General features: G+C 71.7%; 24 protein-coding genes. 20 read left to right on the top strand and 4 right to left on the bottom strand.

Annotation, left to right across the window (positions count from 1 at the left end; genetic code table 11):
• Positions 1–3: 3 nt before the first annotated feature.
• Positions 4–1,302: an amino acid deaminase gene (locus OTB16_RS03430; protein ID WP_267718288.1), complete on the bottom strand. Its 1,299-nt coding sequence runs from the start codon at positions 1,300–1,302 to the stop codon at positions 4–6.
• 162 nt (positions 1,303–1,464) lie between these two features.
• Between OTB16_RS03430 and OTB16_RS03425 the strand changes: the two genes are divergently transcribed.
• Entirely contained in the window at positions 1,465–2,238 is a 774-nt protein-coding gene (locus OTB16_RS03425; protein WP_267718287.1) for an IclR family transcriptional regulator, read from the top strand.
• A complete protein-coding gene (locus OTB16_RS03420) occupies positions 2,235–2,654 on the top strand; it encodes a RidA family protein (RefSeq protein ID WP_267718286.1) in 420 nt (139 codons plus the stop codon). The genes OTB16_RS03425 and OTB16_RS03420 overlap by 4 nt, the downstream gene beginning before the upstream one ends.
• A gap of 142 nt (positions 2,655–2,796) precedes the next feature.
• Here OTB16_RS03420 and OTB16_RS03415 read toward each other — a convergent pair whose 3' ends face one another.
• Both OTB16_RS03415 and OTB16_RS03410 read right to left on the bottom strand, forming a co-directional pair.
• Positions 2,797–4,131, bottom strand: coding sequence for a M14 family metallopeptidase (locus OTB16_RS03415; protein WP_267718285.1), 1,335 nt, complete (start codon positions 4,129–4,131; stop codon positions 2,797–2,799).
• A gap of 125 nt (positions 4,132–4,256) precedes the next feature.
• On the bottom strand, positions 4,257–5,954 hold the full coding sequence (locus OTB16_RS03410; protein WP_267718284.1) for a chitinase: 1,698 nt from the start codon (positions 5,952–5,954) through the stop codon (positions 4,257–4,259).
• Positions 5,955–6,353: 399 nt separating this feature from the next.
• On the opposite strand from OTB16_RS03410, the gene OTB16_RS03405 reads away from it, so the two are divergent.
• The 14 genes from OTB16_RS03405 (at position 6,354) to OTB16_RS03340 (ending at position 17,668) form a co-directional block, all read left to right on the top strand.
• Positions 6,354–7,298 carry a hypothetical protein gene (locus OTB16_RS03405; RefSeq protein WP_267718283.1) on the top strand — a complete coding sequence of 315 codons (945 nt, stop codon included), beginning with the start codon at positions 6,354–6,356 and terminating at the stop codon, positions 7,296–7,298.
• 48 nt (positions 7,299–7,346) lie between these two features.
• Positions 7,347–8,048, top strand: a complete 702-nt coding sequence (gene cpaB, locus OTB16_RS03400) for a Flp pilus assembly protein CpaB (protein WP_267718282.1) — start codon at positions 7,347–7,349, stop codon at positions 8,046–8,048.
• 28 nt (positions 8,049–8,076) lie between these two features.
• Positions 8,077–9,336, top strand: a complete 1,260-nt coding sequence (locus OTB16_RS03395) for a CpaE/TadZ family protein (RefSeq protein WP_267718281.1) — start codon at positions 8,077–8,079, stop codon at positions 9,334–9,336.
• A gap of 87 nt (positions 9,337–9,423) precedes the next feature.
• Positions 9,424–9,753, top strand: a complete 330-nt coding sequence (locus OTB16_RS03390; RefSeq protein ID WP_267718280.1) for a TadE/TadG family type IV pilus assembly protein — start codon at positions 9,424–9,426, stop codon at positions 9,751–9,753.
• Position 9,754: 1 nt separating this feature from the next.
• Complete coding sequence (locus OTB16_RS03385) at positions 9,755–10,129, top strand: TadE/TadG family type IV pilus assembly protein (protein WP_267718279.1); 375 nt, start codon at positions 9,755–9,757, stop codon at positions 10,127–10,129.
• Between the two features lie 2 nt (positions 10,130–10,131).
• Positions 10,132–11,478, top strand: coding sequence for a TadA family conjugal transfer-associated ATPase (locus OTB16_RS03380; protein ID WP_267718278.1), 1,347 nt, complete (start codon positions 10,132–10,134; stop codon positions 11,476–11,478).
• A complete protein-coding gene (locus OTB16_RS03375; RefSeq protein WP_267718277.1) occupies positions 11,475–12,413 on the top strand; it encodes a type II secretion system F family protein in 939 nt (312 codons plus the stop codon). The genes OTB16_RS03380 and OTB16_RS03375 overlap by 4 nt, the downstream gene beginning before the upstream one ends.
• A 13-nt stretch (positions 12,414–12,426) precedes the next feature.
• On the top strand, positions 12,427–13,317 hold the full coding sequence (locus OTB16_RS03370; protein ID WP_267718406.1) for a DUF5936 domain-containing protein: 891 nt from the start codon (positions 12,427–12,429) through the stop codon (positions 13,315–13,317).
• 3 nt (positions 13,318–13,320) lie between these two features.
• A complete protein-coding gene (locus OTB16_RS03365; RefSeq protein ID WP_267718276.1) occupies positions 13,321–14,715 on the top strand; it encodes a sensor histidine kinase in 1,395 nt (464 codons plus the stop codon).
• A complete protein-coding gene (locus OTB16_RS03360) occupies positions 14,712–15,398 on the top strand; it encodes a response regulator (RefSeq protein WP_267718275.1) in 687 nt (228 codons plus the stop codon). Before OTB16_RS03365 ends, OTB16_RS03360 begins: the two co-directional genes overlap by 4 nt.
• A gap of 110 nt (positions 15,399–15,508) precedes the next feature.
• Positions 15,509–15,754: a hypothetical protein gene (locus OTB16_RS03355; protein WP_267718274.1), complete on the top strand. Its 246-nt coding sequence runs from the start codon at positions 15,509–15,511 to the stop codon at positions 15,752–15,754.
• Positions 15,754–16,413, top strand: a complete 660-nt coding sequence (locus tag OTB16_RS03350; protein WP_267718273.1) for a pilus assembly protein TadG-related protein — start codon at positions 15,754–15,756, stop codon at positions 16,411–16,413. The genes OTB16_RS03355 and OTB16_RS03350 overlap by 1 nt, the downstream gene beginning before the upstream one ends.
• 30 nt (positions 16,414–16,443) lie before the next feature.
• Complete coding sequence (locus OTB16_RS03345; RefSeq protein WP_267718272.1) at positions 16,444–17,028, top strand: hypothetical protein; 585 nt, start codon at positions 16,444–16,446, stop codon at positions 17,026–17,028.
• 4 nt (positions 17,029–17,032) lie between these two features.
• On the top strand, positions 17,033–17,668 hold the full coding sequence (locus OTB16_RS03340) for an OmpA family protein (protein ID WP_267718271.1): 636 nt from the start codon (positions 17,033–17,035) through the stop codon (positions 17,666–17,668).
• Positions 17,669–17,881: 213 nt separating this feature from the next.
• On the opposite strand, the gene OTB16_RS03335 is transcribed toward OTB16_RS03340, so the two are convergent.
• Positions 17,882–18,469, bottom strand: coding sequence for a TetR/AcrR family transcriptional regulator (locus tag OTB16_RS03335; protein ID WP_267718270.1), 588 nt, complete (start codon positions 18,467–18,469; stop codon positions 17,882–17,884).
• Between the two features lie 124 nt (positions 18,470–18,593).
• Between OTB16_RS03335 and OTB16_RS03330 the strand changes: the two genes are divergently transcribed.
• The 4 genes from OTB16_RS03330 (at position 18,594) to OTB16_RS03315 (ending at position 22,725) form a co-directional block, all read left to right on the top strand.
• Positions 18,594–20,192 carry an MDR family MFS transporter gene (locus tag OTB16_RS03330; protein ID WP_267718269.1) on the top strand — a complete coding sequence of 533 codons (1,599 nt, stop codon included), beginning with the start codon at positions 18,594–18,596 and terminating at the stop codon, positions 20,190–20,192.
• A gap of 319 nt (positions 20,193–20,511) precedes the next feature.
• On the top strand, positions 20,512–21,399 hold the full coding sequence (locus tag OTB16_RS03325; RefSeq protein WP_267718268.1) for a polysaccharide deacetylase family protein: 888 nt from the start codon (positions 20,512–20,514) through the stop codon (positions 21,397–21,399).
• Between the two features lie 171 nt (positions 21,400–21,570).
• Positions 21,571–21,894, top strand: coding sequence for a nuclear transport factor 2 family protein (locus OTB16_RS03320; RefSeq protein ID WP_267718267.1), 324 nt, complete (start codon positions 21,571–21,573; stop codon positions 21,892–21,894).
• Positions 21,895–22,098: 204 nt separating this feature from the next.
• The gene (locus OTB16_RS03315; RefSeq protein ID WP_267718266.1) at positions 22,099–22,725 is read left to right on the top strand and encodes a hypothetical protein; all 627 of its coding nucleotides are present in this window, start codon (positions 22,099–22,101) and stop codon (positions 22,723–22,725) included.
• Positions 22,726–22,890 lie beyond the last annotated feature (165 nt).

Below are 22,890 nucleotides of genomic sequence, written 5' to 3'. Positions count from 1 at the left end.
GGCCTAGAAGAAGGTGCGGACGTAGTCGGTGACCGTGCCGTCGGCCTCCACGACCGGGATCAGCGGCCACTTCTCGAAGATCGTGCATGGGTGGGACATGCCGAGCGCCACCCAGTCGCCGACGTCCAGGTCCCCGGCGGAGTCGGTCTCCAGCCAGGTGTGCTGGTCGGAGAGCTTCACCACGCGGACCCCGGTCGCGGGCCGCTCGGTCCCGTCGAGCGCGTCGCGGACGAGTTCGGCCTCCGGCAGGCCCAGGTCGTAGGCGATGTCGCGCTTGCCGGCGTTGACGAACGCCTGCGTGGGGGAGGGGCGGGAGACCACCTGCGTCCACAGGCGGAACGCGGGGCGCAGCCCGCCCTCCTCCGGGATCCGGTTGAAGGGCGTCAGGCGGGTGTACCAGCCGTGGTCGTGGGAGACGTACGCGCCGGAGCGCAGCAGCTTCAGGACCGGGCGGGACAGCTCCGGGATCCCGGCGAAGACGTCGGCGACGGCGTCGAACCAGGCGGAGCCGCCGGCGCTGACGACGATCTCGTCCAGGTCCGCGGCGAACCGCCCGGCCTTGTCGAACTCGGCGGCGAGCGAGGTCAGACGGCGCAGGTAGGCGTGGACGTTGTCCTCGTCGGCGCCGGGGACCTCGGCCTCGTACCCGGCGACGCCGACGAGGCGCAGGGTGTCCGTGGCGGCGACGGCGTCGGCGACGGCGCGGCAGTCCTCGTCGGTACGGGCGCCGGTACGGGCCCCCTCGCCGGCGCCGAGCTCCACGACCACGTCCAGGACGGCCGGCTGCCCCTGGAGGGCGCGGTCCATGAGCCGTACCCCGCGCACGGAGTCGACGTAGCAGACGAAGCGGAAGCCGGGATCGGCGGCGAGCTCGGCGGCGACCCAGCGCAGGGCGGCGGGATCGACGAGCTCGTTGGCGAGGAAGATCCGCTGGATGCCGAAGGCGCGGTAGACGCGGGCCTGGTGGGGGACGGCGGCGGTGATGCCCCAGGCGCCGTGGTCCAGCTGGCGGCGGAAGAGCTGGGGGGACATGCACGTCTTGCCGTGGGGCGCGAAGGCCAGCGCGTGCCGGGCGGCGTAGGTGCCCAGCGCGGTGAGGTTGTGCTCCAGCGCGTCGGCGTCGAGGGTCAGCACGGGGGTGGTGAACCCGCCGGTGTACAGCCCGCGGCGCTGCGCGGCGAGCCCGCCCACGGTGAGGCCGGCGGCCTGGGCGTCCGGGGGGAGGCCCTTGAACCGGTGGTCCACCGGCTCGTCGGCGAGGTCCTTGACGGGGTCGCTGGCGGGGTCGCTGGCGCTGGCCATGCGGGTGCCTCCCGGGGGTGTGTTGCGATATGCGCAACGGTCGTTGCGGATCGTGCTGCATGTTGTCTAACATCCCGCATGACGACGGGTCAACGTCCCGGGGCTCCGCCCCGGACCCCGCGCCTCAAGCGCCGGCGGGGCTGAGATCGGGGAAGGGATCGGATGAGTCAGTCGGTGGAGAGGGCGCTCGGCATCCTGCCGTTGCTCGCGCGGGGGCCCGCCGGGCTCGGGGCGGTGGCCGACGCGCTCGGCGTGCACAAGAGCACCGCGCTGCGGCTGCTGCGGACCCTGGACGCCCACGGCCTGGCCTACCGCCAGCCCGACGGCCGCTACCGCCTCGGCGCGAGCCTCTTCGCGCTGGCCGCCGAGGCCATCGAGAACCTCGACGTCCGCGAGATCGCCCACCCCCACCTCGTGGAGCTGAACCGGGCCACCGGACACACCGTGCACCTCGCCCTGCACCAGGACGACGAGGTCGTCTACATCGACAAGGTCGACAGCCGCTACCCGGTCCGCATGTACTCCCGGATCGGCAAGCCCGTCCCCCTCACGGTCGCCGCCGTCGCCAAACTGCTGCTGGCCGACCTCCCCGAGGCGGAGCGGCGGGCCCTCGCGGCCCGGATCGAGTACCCCCGCTACACCTCCCGCTCCACTCCCGACGCGCAGGCCTTCCTGCGCGAGCTGGACCTCGTACGGGAACAGGGCTGGGCCACCGACCTCGGGGGCCACGAGGAGTCCATCAACTGCCTGGGCGCGCCCGTGTACGGGCCGGACGGGCGGGTCGTCGCCGCGCTGTCCGTGTCCGCGCCCGGCGTGGTGGTCGCCGCCGAGGCGCTCCTCGAACTGCGGCCCCTGGTCCTGCGTACGGCCGACACCATCAGCCAGGAGTACTCCGGCTCCGGCTCCGGCTCCGATCCGAACAAGGACTCCGCATGAGCGACACGGCCGCCAAGACCGCGATCACCCCCGACACGCACACCACGCCGCCGGCGAAGTTCTCGCACGGCGTGCGCAAGGGCAACATCCTCCAGGTCGCCGGGCAGGTCGGCTTCCTCCCGCACGTCGACGGGCAGCCGCCGACCCCCGCGGGGCCGAGGCTGCGCGAGCAGACCCTCCAGACGCTGGAGAACGTCCGCTCGGTCCTGGAGGCCGGCGGCGCGGACTGGGACGACGTGATGATGATCCGCGTCTACCTCACCGACACGGACCACTTCGCCGAGATGAACGGCATCTACAACACCTACTTCGAGGAGCAGGGCCTGAAGGAGGCGCCGGCCGCCCGCACCACGGTCTACGTGGGCCTGCCGGCCGGGCTGCTCGTCGAGATCGACGCCCTCGCCGTCCTGGGCTGAGCGGACGCGCCCGGGGCAGCGGCCGGGGGGCCGGGAAGGGGCCGGGAGGGGCGCCCCGCGCGGCGCGCGGGGAGGGGCGCCCCCCTGGCGGTGAGGCGCCCCGGTCACGTGGCGGTCAGGCCGCGCGGCGGTCAGGCCGCGGTCAGGCGCAGTACTGCGCCTCCTTGCCGATCGAGCGGTACATGCAGTCGGCGTTCTCCAGCAGCTGGAGGACGGCCTCCTTGTTGCGCGACGTCTCGCGGTCGATGACCTCGTCGGGCGGGTAGAAGCCGCCGCCGCCCGCGCTCGACGGGTACAGCTCGAAGGTGTAGGCGAAGATCTTCTGGCTGCCCCACAGCCAGTCGTCGATCGTCCCGTCCGTGATGTACAGGTCGCTCGACTGCTCCGGCGTGTAGCCGTTGCTCGCCGCCATGCCCGTACCGATCTTCTTGAAGACGGCGAGGTCGTCGGCGGTGAGGCCGGGCGCGGTGTCGTTGTACGTCCAGCCGAAGGGCCAGAGCACCAGCTGGCTGTAGGTGTGGAAGTCGATCGAGGCCTTGATCTGCTGCTTGCCGCCGATCACCCGGCTGCGGACGAAGTCGGAGACGACCTTCACCTCGGGCGCCGACTCGGCGGCCGCGCCGCGGTAGGTCTCGGAGCTCTTGCTGCTGCTGGAGCCGCCGCAGCAGCCCCACTTGTAGTTCCAGTTCCGGTTCTGGTCGGTGCCGACGTAGGAGGAGCCGGAGTTGGGCTGGCGGTTCTTGCGCCAGGAGCGGTAGGAGCCGGTGGCGATGTCGTACTCGCCGCCGTCCGGGTTGAGGTCAGGGATGATCCAGATCTCGCGGCCGTTGACGGCGTTGGTGACCCGGGACTCGCTGCCGTACTTGGAGCCCAGCTCCTTGAGGAGGTACAGGGCCATTTCCACGGTCAGGTGCTCGCGGGCGTGCTGGTGCGCGGTGAACATCACCTCGGGCTCGGCCTCGTCGGTCGCGACGTTGTCGCTGATCTTGATGGCGACGAGGTCGCGGCCCTGGTACGACTTCCCGATGACCCGCTTGCTCATGATCGAGGGGTACTGGGCGATGCGCTGGTCGATCTCCGCGCTGGCCTCGGCGTAGTTGTGGTAGCGGGAGTCCGCCGAGGGGAAGTCCATCGTGCCCGACGCGATCCCGGGCAGCGAGCGGTCGGGCGGCCCGGGGAGGGCCGTGAGCTGGTAGCCGAGCTTGCGCAGGCTCTTGGCCTGCATGGTGTCGGCGCTGACGACGACGGTGTGGTCGTCCACCTCGTCGATCGACACCCCGGTACGGAGCAGGGCCGTGCGGTCGGTGACCGTGGAGGGCCCGTGGATCCGGTACTGGACGATCGCCTCGTCCTGGGTGGCGGTGGACGGGGAGGCCGGTGGCGAGGCCGTGGCGCTCATCCCGTACGCGGGCGCGCCGAGGGCGAGCGCCAGCAGGGCGGCCGTGACGGCAGCCCTCCGGCGGGTGTGGAGCCGCATGCGTTCTCCTGGGTGGGGAGTGTGGGGGTAGCCGTGCGGACGCGCACAGCGTGCTCTTGTGGCATGTCCTGGTCAATAGCTCGTCGTGTCCGCCGAACCGATCCGGCCACCCCCACACCTACCGCCTACGGGAGGGCGTGGACCTTCGGACCCACCGCGTTGGACCAGGCGCTACCCGCCTTGGCGTCCCAGTTGGTCGACCAGGTCATCGCGCCGCGGAGCCCCGGGTAGGTCTTGGAGGGCTTGAAGGTTCCGCAGTTCGTGCCCCGGGCCAGGCAGTCCAGGGCGTTGTTGACGATGGCCGGGGAGACGTAGCCGCTGCCCGCGCCGCTCGGCGAGGCCGGGACGCCGATCCCCACCTGGGAGGGGGCCAGGCCGCCTTCCAGCTGGATGCAGGCGAGCGCGGTGAGGAAGTCCACCGTGCCCTGGGAGTAGACCTTGCCGTCGCAGCCGTTCATCGAGCCGCTGTTGTAGTACTGCATGTTGACGACGGTGAGGATGTCCTTGATGTTCAGCGCCGTCTTGAAGTAGCCGCCCGCCGTCGACTGCATGTCGATGGTCTGCGGGGCCATGGTGATGACCAGCGAGGGACCGGCCTTCTGCGACAGCGCGCGCAGCGCCTGCGTCATGTAGGTCGGATTGATGCCGTTCTCCAGGTCGATGTCGATCCCGGTGAACCCGTACTCCCGCATCAGCGCCCAGGCCGAGTTCGCGAGGTTGTTCGCGGAGGCCGAGTCGTTGACCGTGATCGTGCCCTTCTCCCCGCCGACGGAGAGGATGACGGACTTGCCCGCCGTCTTCTTCGCGGCGATGTCGGCCTTGAACTGGGCGACGGTGTAGCCGTTCAGCCCGGCCGAGTCGAGGTTGAAGGTGATGGCGCCCGGCGTGGTCGTGGCGTCGGCGAAGGAGACGGCGATGATGTCGTACTGCGCCGAGACGTCGGAGATCTTCTGGACGGTGGCGCCGTTGTTGAAGTTCTGCCAGTAGCCGGTCAGCGCGTGCTTGGGCACCGACGGGTTCGGGTCGGGGTCGCCGCCGCCCCCGGTGGTCGTGCCGGTCACCGCCGCGGACTTGGGGCCCTCGCCCGCCGCGTTGTGGGCGCTCACCTGGAAGGAGTACGAGGTCGAGGCGGCAAGCCCGGTGATCTGGGCGGAGGCCGAGGTGACGGACTGGACGCGGACGCCGTCCTGGTACACGTGGTAGCCGGCCGCCCCGCTCACGGCGTTCCACGAAAGGGTGAGGCCGCTCGCGCTCTGGCCGGAAACGGCGGTCCCGGCCGGGGAGCCGGGGATGCCCGGGCCGGGGTCGGTCCCGCCGCCGCCGTCCGGGCCGAAGACGCTGAACTCGTCGGCGAAGTAGGCGGGCTGGCCGTACCAGCCGTGGGTGTAGACGGTGACCTGGGTGGTGTTCGGGCCGGTGGAGAAGGCCGTGGAGAGCTTCTGCCAGCCGCCGCCGGAGCCCGGGGTCCAGGTGGACACGTCCTGGGTGCCGGTGCCGGTCGCGCCGAGGTAGACGTAGCTGCCCTGGACCTGGGTGCTCAGCGTGTACGTCGAGTTCGGCTTGACCGTGACGGTCTGGCTGCAGCGGGCGTTGTCGGACCCGGCCGGGGTGGCCTTGAGGGCGCCGGTCCCGGCGTGCACCGGGGAGGAGACGGCGGCGCCGCTCCCGCCGGAACACGACCAGTTGGCGAGGCCGGACTCGAAGCCCCCGTTGCGGGCGACGTTGATGTCCGCGGCTTGCGCGGTGCCGGCGGTGAGGGCGGTCAGGCCGCCGGCGGTGAGCGTGGCGGCGCCCAGCAGGGCGAGGGAGCGTATGCGGTTCACGTGGGCTCCGGTGGGGGGAGGAAAGGGGTGGGGAGGGTGCGGGCCGGGTGGGGGAGGGCGGTTGAAGGCCTGCGGTGCCAAGTTGGTCCAGACCAATCCTCGTGTCAAGAGTCTTTGCTATCTGGCTTGAAATGGTCGGCATGCCGATCCCTGTTGTCCGGGTTTCCGGCCACCTGTGACACGTGCCCGCAGTACGGGAATCGGCAAGGCCCTGCCCTGCCAGGGGCGACGCGGATATGGTGCTTGGGCAAGGGGGAAGCGCGTCGATCGTTTGCGGTCGCGCAGGGTTTACGCGTACGCGACGAGCGGGATTCGCGTGCGGGAGACGGGCGTGGAAGCGCCCGCAGGGGCACCGCCCAGCGGTAGCTGGGGGCGTACGGGGTGAACAGGGGGACTCGCGTGCCGACCGCCATCGCTGTCACCAGCGCGGACCTGGTACTGCCGGCCCCCGACCGGCACACGCCGGGCGCCGCCGTACTGGACCCGCCCGAGCGCCTCGACCTCGACGCCGCGCTCACCGGTACGGCCGCCCTGCTGGAGCGCCACGGCCACCTGGTCGCCGTCGTGCCGTCCTGGCTGCCCCGCGCCACCGTCCAGCGGCTGCACACCGTACGGGCCATCCTGGAAACCGACCGGATAGCGCTCCTCGACATCGACCTCCCGCCGCTGGGCACCGCCCTGCTGGTCCGTCAGCTGCGCCAGCTCAGCGTCTTCGACTTCAGCCCCGGAGTCATAGCCTCCGCGGCCCGGCTGCTGTCCCACTACATCTACGCGGGCGCCCTGCTGGGCTCCGTGGCCAAGCTCGACCGGATCCCCGTCGGCCTCAAGGCCCACGCCCGGTCCTGGTCGCCGAGCGCCCAGTTCGCCGTACTCGCCCATCCGGCCCCGCACCTGGCCCGCCTGTCCGGCGCCGGAGCGGGCCGCACCGGCGGGAGCCACGGCGCGGGCCGCGCTGCGGGCCGCGCGAAGGGCTCCGGCGGGGAGGCGGCCGCCGGACTGCCGCCCGGGCCCGAGTTCGCCACGCACCTCACCTTCGCCCGCGGCCAGCTCGCCTCCGACTGGGTCGCCGCCGAACTGGCCCCCGCCTGGCAGGTGCAGGGCGTCATGGAGAACCCGCTCCCGGCCGACTCCGCCGGCTGGTGGGGCACCCCCAAGCTGGTCGAGTTCGCCGCCGGCATCCCGGACCCCGCCGTCCTCTACCAACTGGTCGCCTCGGTCCGCCGCGAGGAGTGCCGCTGGTGCGGCCTCGAACTCATCGGCGACCGATGCGGCTTCTGCGCCGCACCCCTCACGGCACCGCCCCCGCCGGCCGGGCCGTCGAGCACCGCCCGCTCCAGACGCTGACCGGCCCGACCACACGAACGAACGAAGAACGGCGAGGTAGTACGGCTCATGAACTCACGCCAGCGCCGCGGCGTCATCCTGCTGCTCCTGTCGGTCCTCTGCACACTGGGAGCCTTCGCCGGAGTCCTCGTGGTGATCGGCGACGTCAACTCCAAGGTCGGGGCCGAGGTCGTCGCCTACCGCGCCAAGGGGGACATCGCACCGTACAGCCCGCTCGCGGCGGGCCAGTTCGAGGAAGTCACCATCCCCAGGCGCTGGCTGTCCCAGACGGCCGTCACCGACCTCGGCGCGCTCGACAACAAGATCGCGCTCACCACCCTGAAGAAGGGCTCGCTGCTCCAGGCCGACATGTTCGTCGACCGCCCGCAGCTCCAGCCCGGCGAGCAGGAGATCGCCATCATGATCGACGCGGCCACGGGCGTGGCCGGAAAGATCACCTCCGGGGCCAAGGTCAACATCATCGCCACCTTCAAGGGCGCCAAGGACACCGACCCCGCGCGCTCGGTGATCATCGTCGCCAACGCCCGTGTCCTGGGCGTCGGCAAACTCACCGCCCTGGAGAAGAACGCCGACCGCACCGGACCGGCCGAGGCCGTGCCGATCACCTTCGCCCTGAACACCAAGGACACCCAGCGCGTCGCGTACGCCGAGTCCTTCGCGGAGCACGTACGCCTGGCCCTGGTCGCCCCCGGAACCGACTCGGCGCCCAGCCCGGGCGACCGTACGTACACCCTCGACGGGGACAAGTGAGGCCCGGCCCGGGCGAAAGGAGAGCGCAATGACCACCCGAATCCTCCCCGCGGTCGGCGACCCGGACGCGGCCCGCGCCATCGCCACCCTCCTCAGCCAGCTCCCCGCCGCCGAGCCCGCCGCCCCCGTGCCCGACTCCACCTCGCTCCTCGACACGCTGGCCCGGATGGCCTCCGAGTCGATCGACGAGCTCCCCGAAGTCGTCCTGGTCCATGAGCGGATCGGCCCGGCCCCGGCCCTGGAGCTCATCCGGGAAGTCGCCCTGCGCTTCCCGGCGGTGGGCGTCATCCTGGTCTCCTCCGACGCCGGCCCGGGCCTCTTCTCCGCCGCCATGGACTCCGGCGCGCGCGGCCTGATCGGGCTGCCGCTGTCCTACGAGGAACTCGCCGCCCGCGTCCAGGCCGCCGCCCAGTGGTCCGTGGGCGTACGCCGCCACCTGGGCCGCAGCCCCGAGGCGCTCACCGGCCCGGGCGGCCGGGTCGTCACCGTCACCGGCGCCAAGGGCGGGGTCGGCGCCACCTTCACCGCCGTCCAGTTCGCGCTGGCCGCGGCCGCCTCGGGGCGGCGTACGGCGCTGGTCGACCTGGACCTCCAGGCCGGGGACGTGGGCTCGTACCTCGACGTGCAGTTCCGCCGCTCCATCGCCGACCTGGCCGGCATCCAGGACATCTCCCCGCGCGTGCTCCAGGACGCGGTCTACGACGACCGCACCGGCCTGGCCCTGCTGCTGGCCCCCGCGGACGGCGAACGGGGCGAGGAGGTCGACGACCGGGCCGCCCGGCACGTCATCGCCGCCCTGCGCGGCCGCTACGAGCTCGTCGTCATCGACTGTGGCACCCAGATGACGGGCGCGAACGCCGCCGCCGTGGAGATGGCGGACGTCGCCGTGCTGGTCACCACCCCGGACGTGGTCGCCGTACGGGCGGCGAAGCGGATGGTGCGGATGTGGGAGCGGCTCCAGGTGCGCAAGGCGGAGGACACCGCGTTGGTCGTCAACCGATGGAGCAAGCACACCGAGATCCAGCCCGCCCTGATCGAGAAGATCACCAAGACCCGCGCCACCCGGACCCCGGTCCCGGCCGCCTTCAAGGAACTCCAGGCGGTGGTCGACGCGGGCCGCGTCCAGGACCTCGACAACCGCTCCACGGTCAAGCAGGCCCTGTGGACCCTCGCCGGCGAACTCGGCCTCCTCTCCACCCCGGAGGACCCGGCGCAGCCCCCGGGCGGCGCACTGGCGGTCCGCGCGGCGGGCCCGGTGGCGCGGCTGCGCCGCGGCCGGGAGGGCTGAACGGTGGCCGCCCGGAGAGGAACGCGCGCGAGCGGCCGCGGCCGTAACCGTGACCGTGACCGCGGCCGCGGCCGTGACCGCGGTCAGGTGGCCGTGGAGTTCGTCGGCATGGTCCCGCTGATCCTGCTGCTCGTGGCGGCGGTGTGGGAGTGCGTACTGATCGGGTACGCGTTCTCCCTGGCGGGCAACGCGGCGGACGAGGCGGCGCGGGCGGGGGCGGTGACGGGCGACGCGGCGTGCGTGGCGGCGGCCAGGGAGCACATCTCCGCCGCCTGGAACATGCCTGACCCCCAGTGCGGGAAGTCGGGGAACATCTACAAGGCGACGGTCACCCTGGAGATCCCCGTGCTCTTCCCCGGACTCAGCTTCGACGGCATCACCGGCACCGCCGGAGCGGCCATGGAGAGGGAGGACTGACGTGGACAGGCGACGCGTGCGCTCCGACCGGGGCCAAGTGGCTCTGGAGTACATCGGTTTCGTGCCGATCCTGCTGTTCGTCGCGCTCTGCGGCATCCAGCTCGGCTGGGTCGCCTACGTCCACGAGCAGGCCGGCACGGCCGCCCGTACGGCGGCCCGCGTCGAGGCCCGCAACGGCAGCGGCGGCGCGGCCGCCGGTGCGGCGGCCGTCAAGACGAGCCTCGCCCCGGTCGTCGTGGTGACCAAGGGCGCCGACGCCGTCACCGCCGAGGTGACCATAAAGATCAACTCGCTGGTGCCCGGACTCGACGTCCCCGACGCCAAGGCCACCGCCGTCATGCCCAACGACGACCCGACGCTCCCGAAGGGCCCCTGACCATGAGCCTGCGTTCCCGGGTCAACACCCCGGACGACCGCCACGGCCCCCGCGAGGACGGCCGGCTCGTCTCCTCCTACCGCGCCAAGCTGCTGGAGGAGATCGACCTCGCCGAGATGTCGGCGCTCGCGCCGGCCGAGCGCCGGGCACGGCTGGAACGCGTACTGGGCCACATCATCAGCCGCGAGGGCCCGGTCCTCTCCACCGTCGAGCGCGCCCAGCTGATCCGGCGCGTCGTCGACGAGGCCCTCGGGCTCGGCGTGCTCGAACCGCTGCTGGAGGACGCCTCCATCTCCGAGATCATGGTCAACGGCCCCGACCAGATCTTCGTCGAGCGGGGCGGCCGCGTCGAACAGCTCCCGCTGCGCTTCGCCTCGCACGAGCAGCTGATGCAGACCATCGAGCGCATCGTCTCCACCGTCAACCGCCGCGTGGACGAGGCCAATCCGATGGTCGACGCCCGCCTGCCCAGCGGCGAGCGCGTCAACGTCATCATCCCGCCGCTCTCCCTGACCGGCGCCACCCTCACCATCCGCCGCTTCCCGCGCGCCTTCACCCTGCACGAGATGATCGGCCTCGGCTCCCTCGACGAGCAGATGCTCCTGCTGCTGTCCGGGCTGGTCCAGGCGAAGATGAACCTGATCGTCTCGGGCGCCACCGGCACCGGCAAGACCACCCTCCTCAACGCCCTCTCCGGGCTGATCCCGGAGGGCGAGCGCGTCATCACCATCGAGGACTCCGCCGAGCTCCAGCTCCAGCAGGCCCACGTCATCCGGCTCGAATCCCGGCCGGCGAACGTCGAGGGCAAGGGCCAGATCACCATCCGCGACCTGGTCCGCAACTCCCTGCGCATGCGCCCCGACCGCATCATCGTCGGCGAGGTCCGCGGCGGCGAGACCCTCGACATGCTCCAGGCCATGTCCACCGGCCACGACGGCTCGCTCGCCACCGTCCACGCGAACAGCGCCGAGGACGCGCTGATGCGCCTGCAGACCCTCGCGTCGATGTCCGAGGTCGAAGTGCCCTTCGAGGCGCTCCAGGACCAGATCAACAGCGCCGTGAACGTCGTCGTCCAGCTCACCCGTTTCGGCGACGGATCGCGCCGCATCACGGAGATCGCCATCCTCGACTCGCACGGCCGCGAACCCTTCCGGATCACCACCGTCTGCCGTTACGTCGCCCAGCCCATGGGGGCCGACGCGCGCGTCCACGGCCGCTTCGAGTACTACCCGCTGCCGCGCCGGATCGCGGACCGCCTCTACATGAACAACCAGCCGATCCCGCAGGCCTTCGGGGTCGCGCTGTCCGACGACCCGCTCACCGCCCGCATCACCCGGACCGCCCTGTGAACCCAACTGTCCTGATCACCCTCGGCGCCACCCTGCTGGCCTGCCTGTTCGTCATCCTCGGCGTGCACGCGTACGCCGCCGGCCGTGCCCAGCGCGCCGCCCTCGTCGAACGCCTCACGTCGGCGGGCGCGCCGCCCCCGACGGGCCGGCGCCGCCGCTTCCCCGGAGTCGACCGGCGGCTGCGCCGGACCAAGCTCGGCCGCCGCATCGAGGTCAGGCTGGCGACGACGGGCCTGGACATGACGCCGGGCGAGTTCTTCGTCTACATGCTGCTGGGCGTCGGCGGGGTCTGGCTGATCGCGGCCGCGCTGCTGGCCCCGTTCTTCGGGCCGGTGGCCGGCCTGATCGGGCTCTGGTCGGCGAACGCCTTCCTCACCTGGCAGCGCTCCCGCCGCACCGAGCGTTTCATCAACCAGCTCCCGGAACTCGCCCGGATCCTGGCCAACGCCACCCAGGCCGGTCTGGCCCTGCGTACGGCCATCGGGATCGCCGCCGACGAACTGGAGGCCCCGGCGGGCGAGGAGCTGGGGCGGGTCGCCGACCGGCTCGCGCTCGGCCACTCCATCGAGGAGTCCCTCGGCGAGCTCGCGGAACGCCTCCCGTCGCGGGAACTGGTCGTGCTCGTCTCCACGCTCGTCCTGTCCGCCCGCGCGGGCGGCACGATCGTCGAGAGCCTGCGCAACCTCACCGTGACGCTGGAGCAGCGCAAGGAGACCCGCCGCGAGATCCGTACGCAGCTCTCCCAGGTGACGGTGACCGCGTACCTCGTGCCGGCCATCGGGCTCGGCTCGCTGCTGCTGGTGGACATGATGATGCCGGGCGCGCTGGACCGGATGACGGGGGCCTTCATCGGGCAGACCGCGGTCCTGGCCGCGCTCGGCCTCTTCACCCTCGGCTTCGTCCTCATCCGCCGCCTGTCCAAGATCGACGTGTGAGGGGGCCGACATGATCACCGTTCTCCTGGCCCTGCTCGTGGCGGTGTCCGTCCTCGGCGTCTTCCACGGCATCCGGCTCTACCGGGCCGACGTGAAACTCCCGACCGACCTCGCGCTGGCCCTGGAGGTCGGCGCCACGCGCACCACGGCGGTCGGCTCGCTGGTGGACCGGATGGGCATCCGCTGGGCGCCGCTGGTCCTGCGCCTGATGGGCCCGAACCGGGTCGCGCGCAAACGCCGCCAGATCGACATGGCGGGCAACCCGGCCGGCCTCACCATCGACCGGTACGCGGCGCGCCGCGCCGTCTACGGCCTGCTGGGCGGGCTCGGCGCCTTCTCGATGCTGATCAACGGGCAGTTGGTGGCGGCCCTGCTGATGGTCGCCTTCGGCCTGTTCTGGATCGAGGCCGGCCTCTGGTCGGCCATCCGCGTCCGCCGCGACCACATCGAGCGCACCCTGCCGGACTTCCTGGACGTGCTCGCGGTCGTGGTCAGCGCGGGCCTCGGCTTCCGGCAGGCACTGGAGCGCGTGGCGCACAAGTACGAGGGCCCGTGGGCGGACGAGATCCGGATCACCCTCCAGCAGATGGACATGGGCGTCGGCCGCCGTCAGGCCTTCGACGAACTGCGCCGGCGCAACGACTCCGAGCAGGTCGCACAGTTCGTCACCGCCCTCCAGCAGGGCGAGGAGCTGGGCTCCCCGATCGTGGAGACCCTCATCGCCATCGCCGACGACATGCGCCGTACGGACGCCCAGAACGCCCGCCGGCGCGCGGCCCGTGCCGTCCCGAAGGCCACGTTCGCCGTCACGATGTTCATGCTGCCCGGCACGCTGATCCTGCTCGTCTGCGGCTTCGTTTACGGGGCGAACGTCGACTTCGGCGCGCTCCTCGGGGGCGGGTGAACCATGACGGCACTGGACATCGCGGCGAACCTCGTACCGGGCGCGGCGGGCGCGCCGCTGGGCGGCGTACGGGCGGGGCGGCTCGGGGCGGCGACGCGGTGGGCGCGGGCGGCCCGGTGGGCGCGGCCTGCGCGGGAGGCGGCGCGGCCTGTGCGGGAGGCGGGGCGGCCTGTGCGGGAGGCGGCCCGTTCGGGGGGTGGTCCGTCGTTCGCGCTCCAGGCCAACGCCCTCCAGGCGCTGTGCCGGCAGGTCTTCGCGTTCCGGCTGGTGATGATCGCGCTGGGCGCGCCGCTGGCGCTGGGCCGGACCGCCCCCGGCGGGCCGACGTACCTGGTGGGCGCGGCCGTACTGGTCACCTTCATGCTCTCGTACGCCCTCTTCCGCGACTGGGAGCGCTTCGGCCCGCTGCTGCTGCGGCACCGCTGGCTGCTCGTACCGGACATGGCGTTCAGCGGGCTGCTGCTGGTCACGGCGACGCCGGAGTCCCCGCTCGGGCTGGTCGCCGTCTGCACCCCGCTGCTGGCCGGTCTGGTCTACGGCTGGCGCGGATCGGCGCTCTACGCGGCCGTCCAGGCCGTCGCCGTCGCCGCCCTCGCGCAGGGGCCGGTCCTGCCGGCCCTGTGCCTCCTCGCGGGCGCGGCGGGGGTGTGCCTGCGCGACCTCCTGTTCCGCTTCGGCGCGGCCGGCCGGGACCTGACCGAGACCCGCGCCCGGCTGGCGGCCGCCGAGGCGGTCCGGGCCGAACGGGAGCACCTGGCACGGGAGATGCACGACTCGGTGGCCAAGACCCTGTACGGGCTGGCCCTGACCGCGGACGCCCTCGCCCGGACCACCGACCCGGCGGCGGTCCGCCGCCAGGCCGACCTGCTCGCGGACGCGGCCCGCCGCGCGGCGGCGGAGTCCCGGGAGCTCCTCTCGGACCTGCGCCGGGACGCGGACGCGCGCACGGCGGGTCCGGGAGCGGCACCGGGCGCCCCGATCGTGTCCGCGCTCCGCACGCTGCTGCGGTCCGCGACGGAGGCGGGCACGGGCGAACTGAGGGTCACGGGCGCGACGCCGTCCGTCCCGCCCCCGGTGGCCCGGCACCTCGTATCGGTGGCGTCGGAGGCGCTGGAGAACGTACGCCGCCACGCGGACGCGGCCCGCGTGGTGGTGGAGCTGGCGACCGGCGGCGCCGAACTCACCCTCACCGTCACCGACGACGGCCGCGGCCTGCCGGGCGGCGGCGCCGACCTCACCGCCCTGCGCGGCGAGGGCCACTTCGGCCTGCTCGGCATGGTGGAACGCGCGACGGCGATCGGAGCCCGCCTCCGGCTCGGCCCGGTCCCGGACGGCCCCGGCACCCGGGTCCGCCTAACCCTCCCCCTGGCCGCCCTGACCCCGGAGGGGCGCCCGTGACCCCGACCCGCGTCCTGATCGCCGACGACAACCCGGTCGTCCGGGCGGGCCTGGCCGCGCTCCTGGCCACGACGCAGGACCTGGAGGTCGTCGCCGAGGCGGTGGACGGCCGCGAAGCCCTGGTCCTGACCCGCCGCCACACCCCCGACGTGGTCCTGCTGGACGTACGGATGCCCGGGGTCGACGGCATCTCGGCCCTGCCGCACCTGGTCCGGCTGGCGCCGGTGCTGATGCTGACGTACAGCCAGGAGACGGACATCGTCCGGGAAGCGCTGCTCCTGGGCGCGGGCGGCTACCTGATCCACGGCGAGTTCACATCGGACGACCTGGTCCGCGCGGTCCGCGACGTCCGCGGGGGCCGCGCCCACTTCACGCCGACGGCCGCGAACGCGTTGGTCGCCGAACTCCGGTCCTCTTCGCAACAGCAACGAACTGTGGCACAGTCTTCTGAGCGGATCCACAACTCCGTTGTATTCGGCTTGAGTTCCCGGGAGGTGGAGATCATGGACCTGATCGCGTCCGGGATGAATAACCAGCGGATCGCGGCCGCGTGCTTCATCAGCGAGAAGACCGTCAAGAACCACATCAACCGCATCTTCGCGAAGCTCCAGAGCACCACCCGCAGCGAGGCGATAGCCCGCTGGCTGGGAACCGCCCGTCCAGGAGTGACCGGCCATGGGTAGACAGAGTGCGCAGTGGGTCCGTAATTGGGCCCCGGGACCCTTGGTAACGACCGGTGACTCGCCGTACCGTCCGCAAACCAACAGCGGTACCGGCCCGGGAGGGAACCCCCATGTCACACAGCACGCTGCTGAAGGCGACCGTCGGTGCGAAGATCCGCCTGACCACCTGGTCGGACACGACGATCACCCGAATCCGCCAACGCCACGCGAACCTCGACCGAGGCCAGACCGCGTTCGAATACTTGGGCATCATCCTGGTGGTCGTGGTGATCATCGGAGCGATCGTCGGGTCGGGCATCGGTACGGAGATCACCTCGAAGATCAAGAAGGCCGTGCTGGACATCAAAGCCGGCTAGTGCCCGAGCGCGGGAAGTACAGGGGCGACCGGGGGCAGGCCTTTCCCATCTATGTCGTGATGGTGGCGGGTCTGCTCTTCGCTGCGTTCGCCTTCTTCGTGGTGGGCCAGGCCTCGGTCACCCGCAGCGACGCGCAGGGTGCCGCCGACGCGGCCGCGCTGGCGGCCGCCAGGGAAGCCAGGGACGGGGCGCTGGTCGGGCTTGACCTCGGCGCACTGAAGCCGGCGGACTGGCAAGAACTCCTGCGCGGAAGGCTCATCACCGCCGGGGGTGCTTGCGGCGCGGCTGCCGATTTCGCGGGCAAGAACGGTGCCACGGTCACGTGCAGGCCATCGATTCCGCAGGTCTCGGTGACGGTGGAAACCGAACGGACAGTGGGCAGTTCGGTCATCCCGGGGACCGACGGAATGCACGGAACGGCAGACGCGACCGCCGTGATCGAATCCCTTTGCGTGTTGGGGTCGGCACCCCCTCCCAGCGCCACGCCCACCCCAGGCGGCGGGACACCGTCCCCTACCTCCACGCCGACACCACCTGCTTCTCCCGACCCCGTCAGGGCGAACTGCAAGGACGGCAAGCTCGTGGAGATCGACCCGCTCAAACCCGGATCCCTGCGCGCGCTGTCGAGGAACCTGTTCAGCGTGCGACTGCTCCACTGACAGTGAACGAGAGACAAGGAAGCGGCGTACATGAGCATTCGGCACTTGGTGAAGGCCCGTGGGGGAGCGGCCGCAGTGGTTGCGGTCGTCTTCGCCGTGACGTTGGCCGGGTGTGGGGGAGAGGGCAAGCAGAAGCAGCCGCAGCAGTCCGCGACGCCGCAGTCGAAGGATTCGGGTAGCCCGGCCCCGGCGCCGAGTGCGGAGAAGAGTTCCGAACCCGCGAAGATCCTCGCCACAGCGGAAGGAGCGAGCGGCATGGCCTTGGTGATCAATTCAATGCAACGGGATCCCGGCGGATTCCTCACCGTCAACGGACAGATCAAGAACACCGGTAGCGAGTCCTTCACGAGTACCTCGGCATGGCGCGGCATCGAGTTGAAGGGCGCCGGCGAATCCGTGGCGGGCGCGACCTTGGTCGACAAGGTGGGCAAGAAGCGCTACTACGTGCTCCGTGACACGGAGGCCAGGTGCCTGTGCACGACAGGAATCTCAAGCGTCGGTCCCGGCCAGGTGATCCCCTTCTTCGCCCAGTTCCCCGCACCGCCCGTCTCCACCAGCGAGGTGGAGTTCAGCCTCCCCACCTTCGCTACGGCCACCGTCAAAATCTCCGGGTGACCTCATGAAAACTAGCCATCGCGCAGCAGCAGCCACGGCGATCTCCGCTCTCGTCATCGGAGCAGCCCACCTGATCGGCGCCACCGCCGCCCACGCGGACGACGTCCAGCCGTCCGTGCCCCCCGGCACCGAGCCCTCCGCGTCCGCCCCCGTCGCCATCGACTCCAACGCCCCCGGGCTGAAGATCCCGCAGGGCGGGACCCTCGCGCCCGTCAAGGTGCTGGACATTGCCGAGGTCGTCGAGGACCTCGGCGGCGAGCAGCGGCGGCAGGAGACCAACCAGACCGTCATGATGGCGCTCCAGTCCGAGGTGCTGTTCCCCGAGAACAGCGCGGTCTTCAACGCGCAGGCCGCCGCCCGGATCCAGGCCATCGCCAACGAGATCAACCAGCAGAAGGCGACCCGCATCCGCGTCTTCGGCTTCACCGACGACCAGGGCAGCTACGAGCACGGCCAGGTGCTGTCCAAGCAGCGGGCCGACGCCGTGCAGTCGGAGCTGTCCAAGACCGTGACCGCCCCCGGCGTCGTCTACGACGTCCGCGGGTACAGCGAGGACTATCCGGTGGCCGACAACAGCACCGAGGAAGGCCAGAAGAAGAACCGCCGCGTGGAGATCACCTTCCCGCGCAGCGAGAAGTAGCCGCCGGGAAGTAGCCGTAGCCGTCAGGAGCGCCGCCGTCCCGGTGGGCCCGGCCGGGACCCGGCGTCACCCGTGCCCGCCCGACCCGGCGTCGGGTAGCAGAGGGGGACTGGCCGGAGCGGGCTGGACCGGAGCGGGCTGGACCGGAGCCGGCTGGGCCGGGGCCCCGGCCGGGCCGGAGCCCGGCCGCCCCCGCCGCCCCGCCCCCCCCCGCTACGCGTCGTGGTGGGCCTGGGTGATGAGGTCCGTCGCGACCTCCAGGGCCGCCTGCCGGGTCTCCTCCGGGTCGCCCTCCACGTGCTGGAGGAACATCATCCCCGCGTGCAGCGTGAACAGCGCGCTCACGCAGCGGACCTGGTCCGTCAGCGGCCCGTCCTCCGCCCGCAGCAGCTCCACCAGCCGGAACAGCCGCTTCTTCACCGTATCGCCGATGCTCAGCTCGCGCGTCGTCGCCTGGTTCTCCTGCATGAAGCGGTACAGCGAGGCGCCGTCGGCCATGGCCCGGCTGTAGCGCCGCAGCACCTCCCGCTTGGTCTCCAGGGTGCGCGGCTGCTCCTCCGCCCAGGCGATCAGCTCGTCGATCGGCCGCGTGACGTCCTCGAACAGGCTGATGATGATGTCTTCCTTGGTCTTGAAGTGGTAGTACAGCGCCGCCTTCGTGACCTCGAGCCGCTCCGCGATCTCGCGGAGCGACGTCTTCTCGTACCCCTGTTCCGCGAAGAGCTCCAGCGCGACGTCCTGGATGCGCTGACGCGTGTTGCCGCGTCGCTGCTGCGGACCCCTGCTGGGACTGGTGGTCATTGCTCTCCTCGAAAAATTACTTACTTGACGCCCGGCTAGTTACGGGACTACCTTCCCCCAGTGTAGTGAACTAGCCGGGCGGCAAGTAAGTTCCGGCGGGGTGGAAAGTGCCAGGGGAGTGGACATGGGCGAGACAGTCAAGACGGCGGACACCTCGAAGGAGGTGAAGCCGCGCAGCGTGCGGGTCGTCCTGATGGCGCTCATGATCGCGATGCTGCTGGCCATGCTCGACAACATGATCATCGGCACCGCGATGCCGACGATCGTCGGCGAGCTGGGCGGCCTGGAGCACCTCTCCTGGGTGGTCACGGCCTACACCCTCGCCACCGCGGCCTCCACCCCCATCTGGGGCAAGATCGGCGACCTGTACGGGCGCAAGGGCTCCTTCCTCGCCTCGATCGTCATCTTCCTCATCGGCTCCGTGCTCAGCGGCATGGCCCAGGACATGGGCCAGCTGATCGGCTTCCGCGCGGTCCAGGGCCTCGGCGCCGGCGGTCTGATGGTCGGCGTCATGGCGATCATCGGCGACCTGATCCCGCCCCGCGAGCGCGGCAAGTACCAGGGCATGATGGCCGGCGTGATGGCCCTCGCCATGATCGGCGGCCCGCTGGTCGGCGGCACCATCACCGACCACATGGGCTGGCGCTGGTCCTTCTACATCAACCTCCCGCTCGGCGCCGTCGCCCTCGCGATGGTCTCGGCCGTGCTGCACCTGCCGAAGAAGACCGGACAGGCCCGCCCGAAGATCGACTATCTCGGCGCGGCGCTCCTGACCATCGCCATCACCTCCACCGTGCTCGTCACGACCTGGGGCGGCACCGAGTACGCCTGGGGCTCCGCCGAGGTCATCGGCCTGATCGCCGTCGGCGTGTCGTCCACCGCGGCGTTCCTCTACGTCGAGACCAAGGCCGCCGAGCCGGTCATGCCGCTGCACATCTTCCGCAGCCGCAACTTCACCCTCATGTCGGTGATCGGTTTCCTCGTCGGCTTCGCGATGTTCGGCGGCGTGCTCTACCTCCCGCTGTTCCAGCAGTCGGTACAGGGCGCCTCCGCCACCAACTCCGGCCTGCTGCTCCTGCCGATGCTGCTCTCGATGATGCTCGTCTCGCTGATCGCGGGCCGCGTCACCACCAACAGCGGCAAGTACAAGATCTTCCCGATCATCGGCGGCGCACTCATGGTCGTCGGGCTCTTCCTGCTCGCGACGATGGACACCGACACCACCCGGCTGATGTCGGGGGTGTACATGGCCGTCCTCGGTGCCGGACTCGGCTTCCTGATGCAGATCACCATGCTCGTCGCGCAGAACAGCGTCGAGATGAAGGACATGGGCGTCGCGTCCTCCTCGGCGACCCTCTTCCGTACGCTCGGCGGCTCCTTCGGCGTGGCCCTGATGGGCTCGCTGTTCACCACCCAGGTCACCGACACCATGCGGGACCGCCTCGGCCCCGAGGCCGCCGCAGCCGCCGGCTCCGCCCAGCTGGACGCGGCGAGCCTGGCCAAGCTGCCCGAGGCCGTACGCGACGCCTACCAGCAAGCGGTCGCCGCCGGTACGCACTCGGCGTTCCTGCTCGGCGCGGCCATCGCCGTACTGGGCTTCGCGGCAGCCTGGTTCGTCAAGGAGGTCCCCCTGCGCGGCGGCGGCCCCGCGGTCCCGGCAGCCGACCCGGACGACGAGCAGCCGGCCCCCGCGCCGCAGGCGACCGCGACCCCGGTCCACTAGGGCGTCTCGGCGGCGGCCCCGGCCCCGGCCGCCGTTACCCGGTCCGGCCCCGGTGGAGTACGTATCCACCGGGGCCGGACCGTTTCGGCGTACCCGCGCCCGGTCGGCCCGGTCGGACCACCAGCCCGCCGGACCAACGGCCCGACAGGGTAGGAGATCTCACCGTTTCGCTCGGTTTCGTCTGGGCAGGAATTCGGGACGATCAAGGACCAACGTCCCATTACCCGGAATTTAAGGGGCAATCGGCTGGAACCCCTCGATGGAGACGCACGTCCTGATCCACAGAACGCTCACAAGGCGGATGGGGAGTGGACGGCTCATGGGTTTCAAGGCGCGCATCACCGAGCGGGGCACCCGGGCGCGAACGGCCGTCGCGGCCACCGCGATGGCCGTGGCGGCGACGGTCTGGGGGGTGTCGGCCCTCGTCGAACCCGGACACACCTCCGCGCACGACGTCGCGGGGGGCCACGGCCCCGCCCGGCCGGGCGGCTCCGGCTCCGGCCCCGGAGGCACACCGGCGAAGGGGATACCCGAGGGCATAGCCCACGCGTCGGAGAGCGGCGCGAACGCCGTCAACATCACCATCGACGACGGACCCGACCCCCGCTGGACGCCGAAGGTGCTCGACCTACTGGCGGAGCAAGACGTGAAGGCGACGTTCTGCATGATCGGCCCGCAGGCCAAGGCCCACCCCGACCTGGTCAAGCGGGTCGTCGCGGCCGGCCACCGCCTCTGCGATCACACCATGAACCACGACACCGCCATGGACAAGAAGCCGGTCGCCTACCAGGAACAGCAGATCCTGGACGCGAAGAAGCTCATCGAAGAGGCCGCGGGCGGCGCGAAGGTGGAGTACTACCGGGCCCCCGGCGGCGCGTTCACCCCCGACAGCCGGCGCATCGCCGCGGCGAACGGGATGCGCCCGCTCGGCTGGAACGTCGACACGAAGGACTTCGGCAAGCCGGGCGCGGCCGCCATCGTCGACGCCGTGAAGCGCGAGATCGGCAACGGCCCCACGGTCCTCTTCCACGACGGCGGCGGCAACCGCGCCCAGACCGTCGAGGCGCTCGACGGGGTGCTCGCCTGGCTGAAGCAGCAGGGCCGGCCCACCGGCTTCCCGATCCGCACCGCGCCCGAAGCGGCGGAGGCCGCCGAGGCCCCGGACGCCGCCGACGTCCCGGAGCCTGGCCGGAACCACGCCTCCTGACACCCCGTCCGTCCGCCTGACACCCCGCCCAGCCTCCTGACACCCCGCCCAGCGGCCTGACACGCCGTCCGGCGGCGAACGGGTGACGGTCGGCGCCCCGGCCCGCCCGCCGGTGTTCCCTGGGTCGCGCGGAACCGACCCGCCGACCGTCAGCCGACCCAGGAGGCCCCCGTGATCGACCCCAGCCAGCTCTCCGACCCCGTCGTCCGCGCCTTCGTCACCGCAGTCAACGCGGGTGACCAGGCGGCCTTCCAAGCCGTTCTGACCCCCGACGCCACCATGTCCGACGACGGTTCCGACCGCGATCTCACCCAGTGGGCGGAGAAGGAGATCTTCTCCTGCAACGGCCACATGTCCGTCGTCTCCGAGTCCGACGGGGGCCGCGCCCTGGTCGTCGACTACCGCAACGACACGTGGGGCGAGATGCGCACCGCCTGGCGCTTCACGGTCACCGGCGACGGCCGGGTCGGCCGCTTCGAGACCGGCCAGGCCTGACCGCCGCCCCGCAGTGGCCGAAGGCCCCGGGTCCACCGCTGCCCGGAGCCCGAAGCTCGAAGCCCCGCGCGAAGTGGTCCGGCTCCGGGGTGACGAGGCCGGGTCCCGGCGCCGGCCTCGTCGCCGTGCGGCGGCAGGCTCCCGTACGGGTGAAAGCACGCCCGGCGTCGTTCCGGCCCGCCGCGGAGGCCCGTTGGGCCCGGCATGAAGCGCACCCGCATCGCCGCTCTCGCCCTCGCCGCAGCCGCCGCGGCCCTCGCCCCCGCCCTCGGCCAGGCGGCCACCGCCGCGGAGGGGACGGCGTTCCTCCAGGACCCCGCAGGCGGGGAGAAGTCCATGAAGTCGATGTGGACCAAAGACGAGATGCACAAGGTGGAGGGGCAGTTCCGATTCCACCAGGGGGTCCAGTACAAGACGACCACCAAGCCCGGCCCGTCAGGCGCGCCCGAATGGGAGCGGAAGGTCGCCGACCCCAAGACCCTCGCGTGGCAGCCCTCGTACGAGTTCGCCTGGTCGGTGTCGGACTCGACGCTGGTCAAGAAGGCGCTGACCACCAAGGAGGGTAAGCACCCGATCGTCGTGCACGCCGTACTGCGCACCGCGAAGCGGGCCGTGGCGGGGGAGGTCCGCGAGGAGCTGACGGGCAGCGCCGCGACGGGCCGCAAGAAGATCGCGGGAAGCAGGCGGATCGCCTGTGACACCGGTGAGTACACGGTGGAGTGGTCGGTCACGCGCTCGGGCTACGGGACGCTGACGGGCACCCTGCGCTGGGACTCCAGCTGCGAGGAGTACCGCACCGCGTTCTCGGCCGACCACGGCAAGCAGGGCTGAGCGGAGCCCGCACGGGGCCGGTGCGGCGGGGGCCGGCCGCCCCGCGCACCTTGTGGGTGCTCGGCGGGCGACTGGGCCGACGGCCTCGGATCGAGTGCCGTACTGGCCATCGTGCCGCACGGGGTGGGGGGCGGCACGGGGCGAACGTCCCTTCTCAAGGGGGCC

This window comes from Streptomyces antarcticus, from assembly GCF_026627255.1.
GTDB classification, from domain to species: Bacteria; Actinomycetota; Actinomycetes; order Streptomycetales; family Streptomycetaceae; genus Streptomyces; species Streptomyces antarcticus.
Note: the sequence above shows the minus strand (reverse complement) of the source record. Positions and strands in the feature narration are given on the sequence as shown.

Coding starts and splice junctions, on each gene's coding strand:
- OTB16_RS03315 (WP_267718266.1), top strand. CDS start 22,099: ATGAAGCGCACCCGCATCGCCGCTCTCGCCCTCGCCGCAGCCGCCGCG.
- OTB16_RS03365 (WP_267718276.1), top strand. CDS start 13,321: ATGACGGCACTGGACATCGCGGCGAACCTCGTACCGGGCGCGGCGGGC.
- OTB16_RS03420 (WP_267718286.1), top strand. CDS start 2,235: ATGAGCGACACGGCCGCCAAGACCGCGATCACCCCCGACACGCACACC.
- OTB16_RS03335 (WP_267718270.1), bottom strand. CDS start 18,469: ATGACCACCAGTCCCAGCAGGGGTCCGCAGCAGCGACGCGGCAACACG.
- OTB16_RS03355 (WP_267718274.1), top strand. CDS start 15,509: ATGTCACACAGCACGCTGCTGAAGGCGACCGTCGGTGCGAAGATCCGC.
- OTB16_RS03395 (WP_267718281.1), top strand. CDS start 8,077: ATGACCACCCGAATCCTCCCCGCGGTCGGCGACCCGGACGCGGCCCGC.
- OTB16_RS03330 (WP_267718269.1), top strand. CDS start 18,594: ATGGGCGAGACAGTCAAGACGGCGGACACCTCGAAGGAGGTGAAGCCG.
- OTB16_RS03380 (WP_267718278.1), top strand. CDS start 10,132: ATGAGCCTGCGTTCCCGGGTCAACACCCCGGACGACCGCCACGGCCCC.
- OTB16_RS03345 (WP_267718272.1), top strand. CDS start 16,444: ATGAGCATTCGGCACTTGGTGAAGGCCCGTGGGGGAGCGGCCGCAGTG.
- OTB16_RS03415 (WP_267718285.1), bottom strand. CDS start 4,131: ATGCGGCTCCACACCCGCCGGAGGGCTGCCGTCACGGCCGCCCTGCTG.
- OTB16_RS03425 (WP_267718287.1), top strand. CDS start 1,465: ATGAGTCAGTCGGTGGAGAGGGCGCTCGGCATCCTGCCGTTGCTCGCG.
- OTB16_RS03430 (WP_267718288.1), bottom strand. CDS start 1,302: ATGGCCAGCGCCAGCGACCCCGCCAGCGACCCCGTCAAGGACCTCGCC.
- cpaB (WP_267718282.1), top strand. CDS start 7,347: ATGAACTCACGCCAGCGCCGCGGCGTCATCCTGCTGCTCCTGTCGGTC.
- OTB16_RS03325 (WP_267718268.1), top strand. CDS start 20,512: ATGGGTTTCAAGGCGCGCATCACCGAGCGGGGCACCCGGGCGCGAACG.
- OTB16_RS03340 (WP_267718271.1), top strand. CDS start 17,033: ATGAAAACTAGCCATCGCGCAGCAGCAGCCACGGCGATCTCCGCTCTC.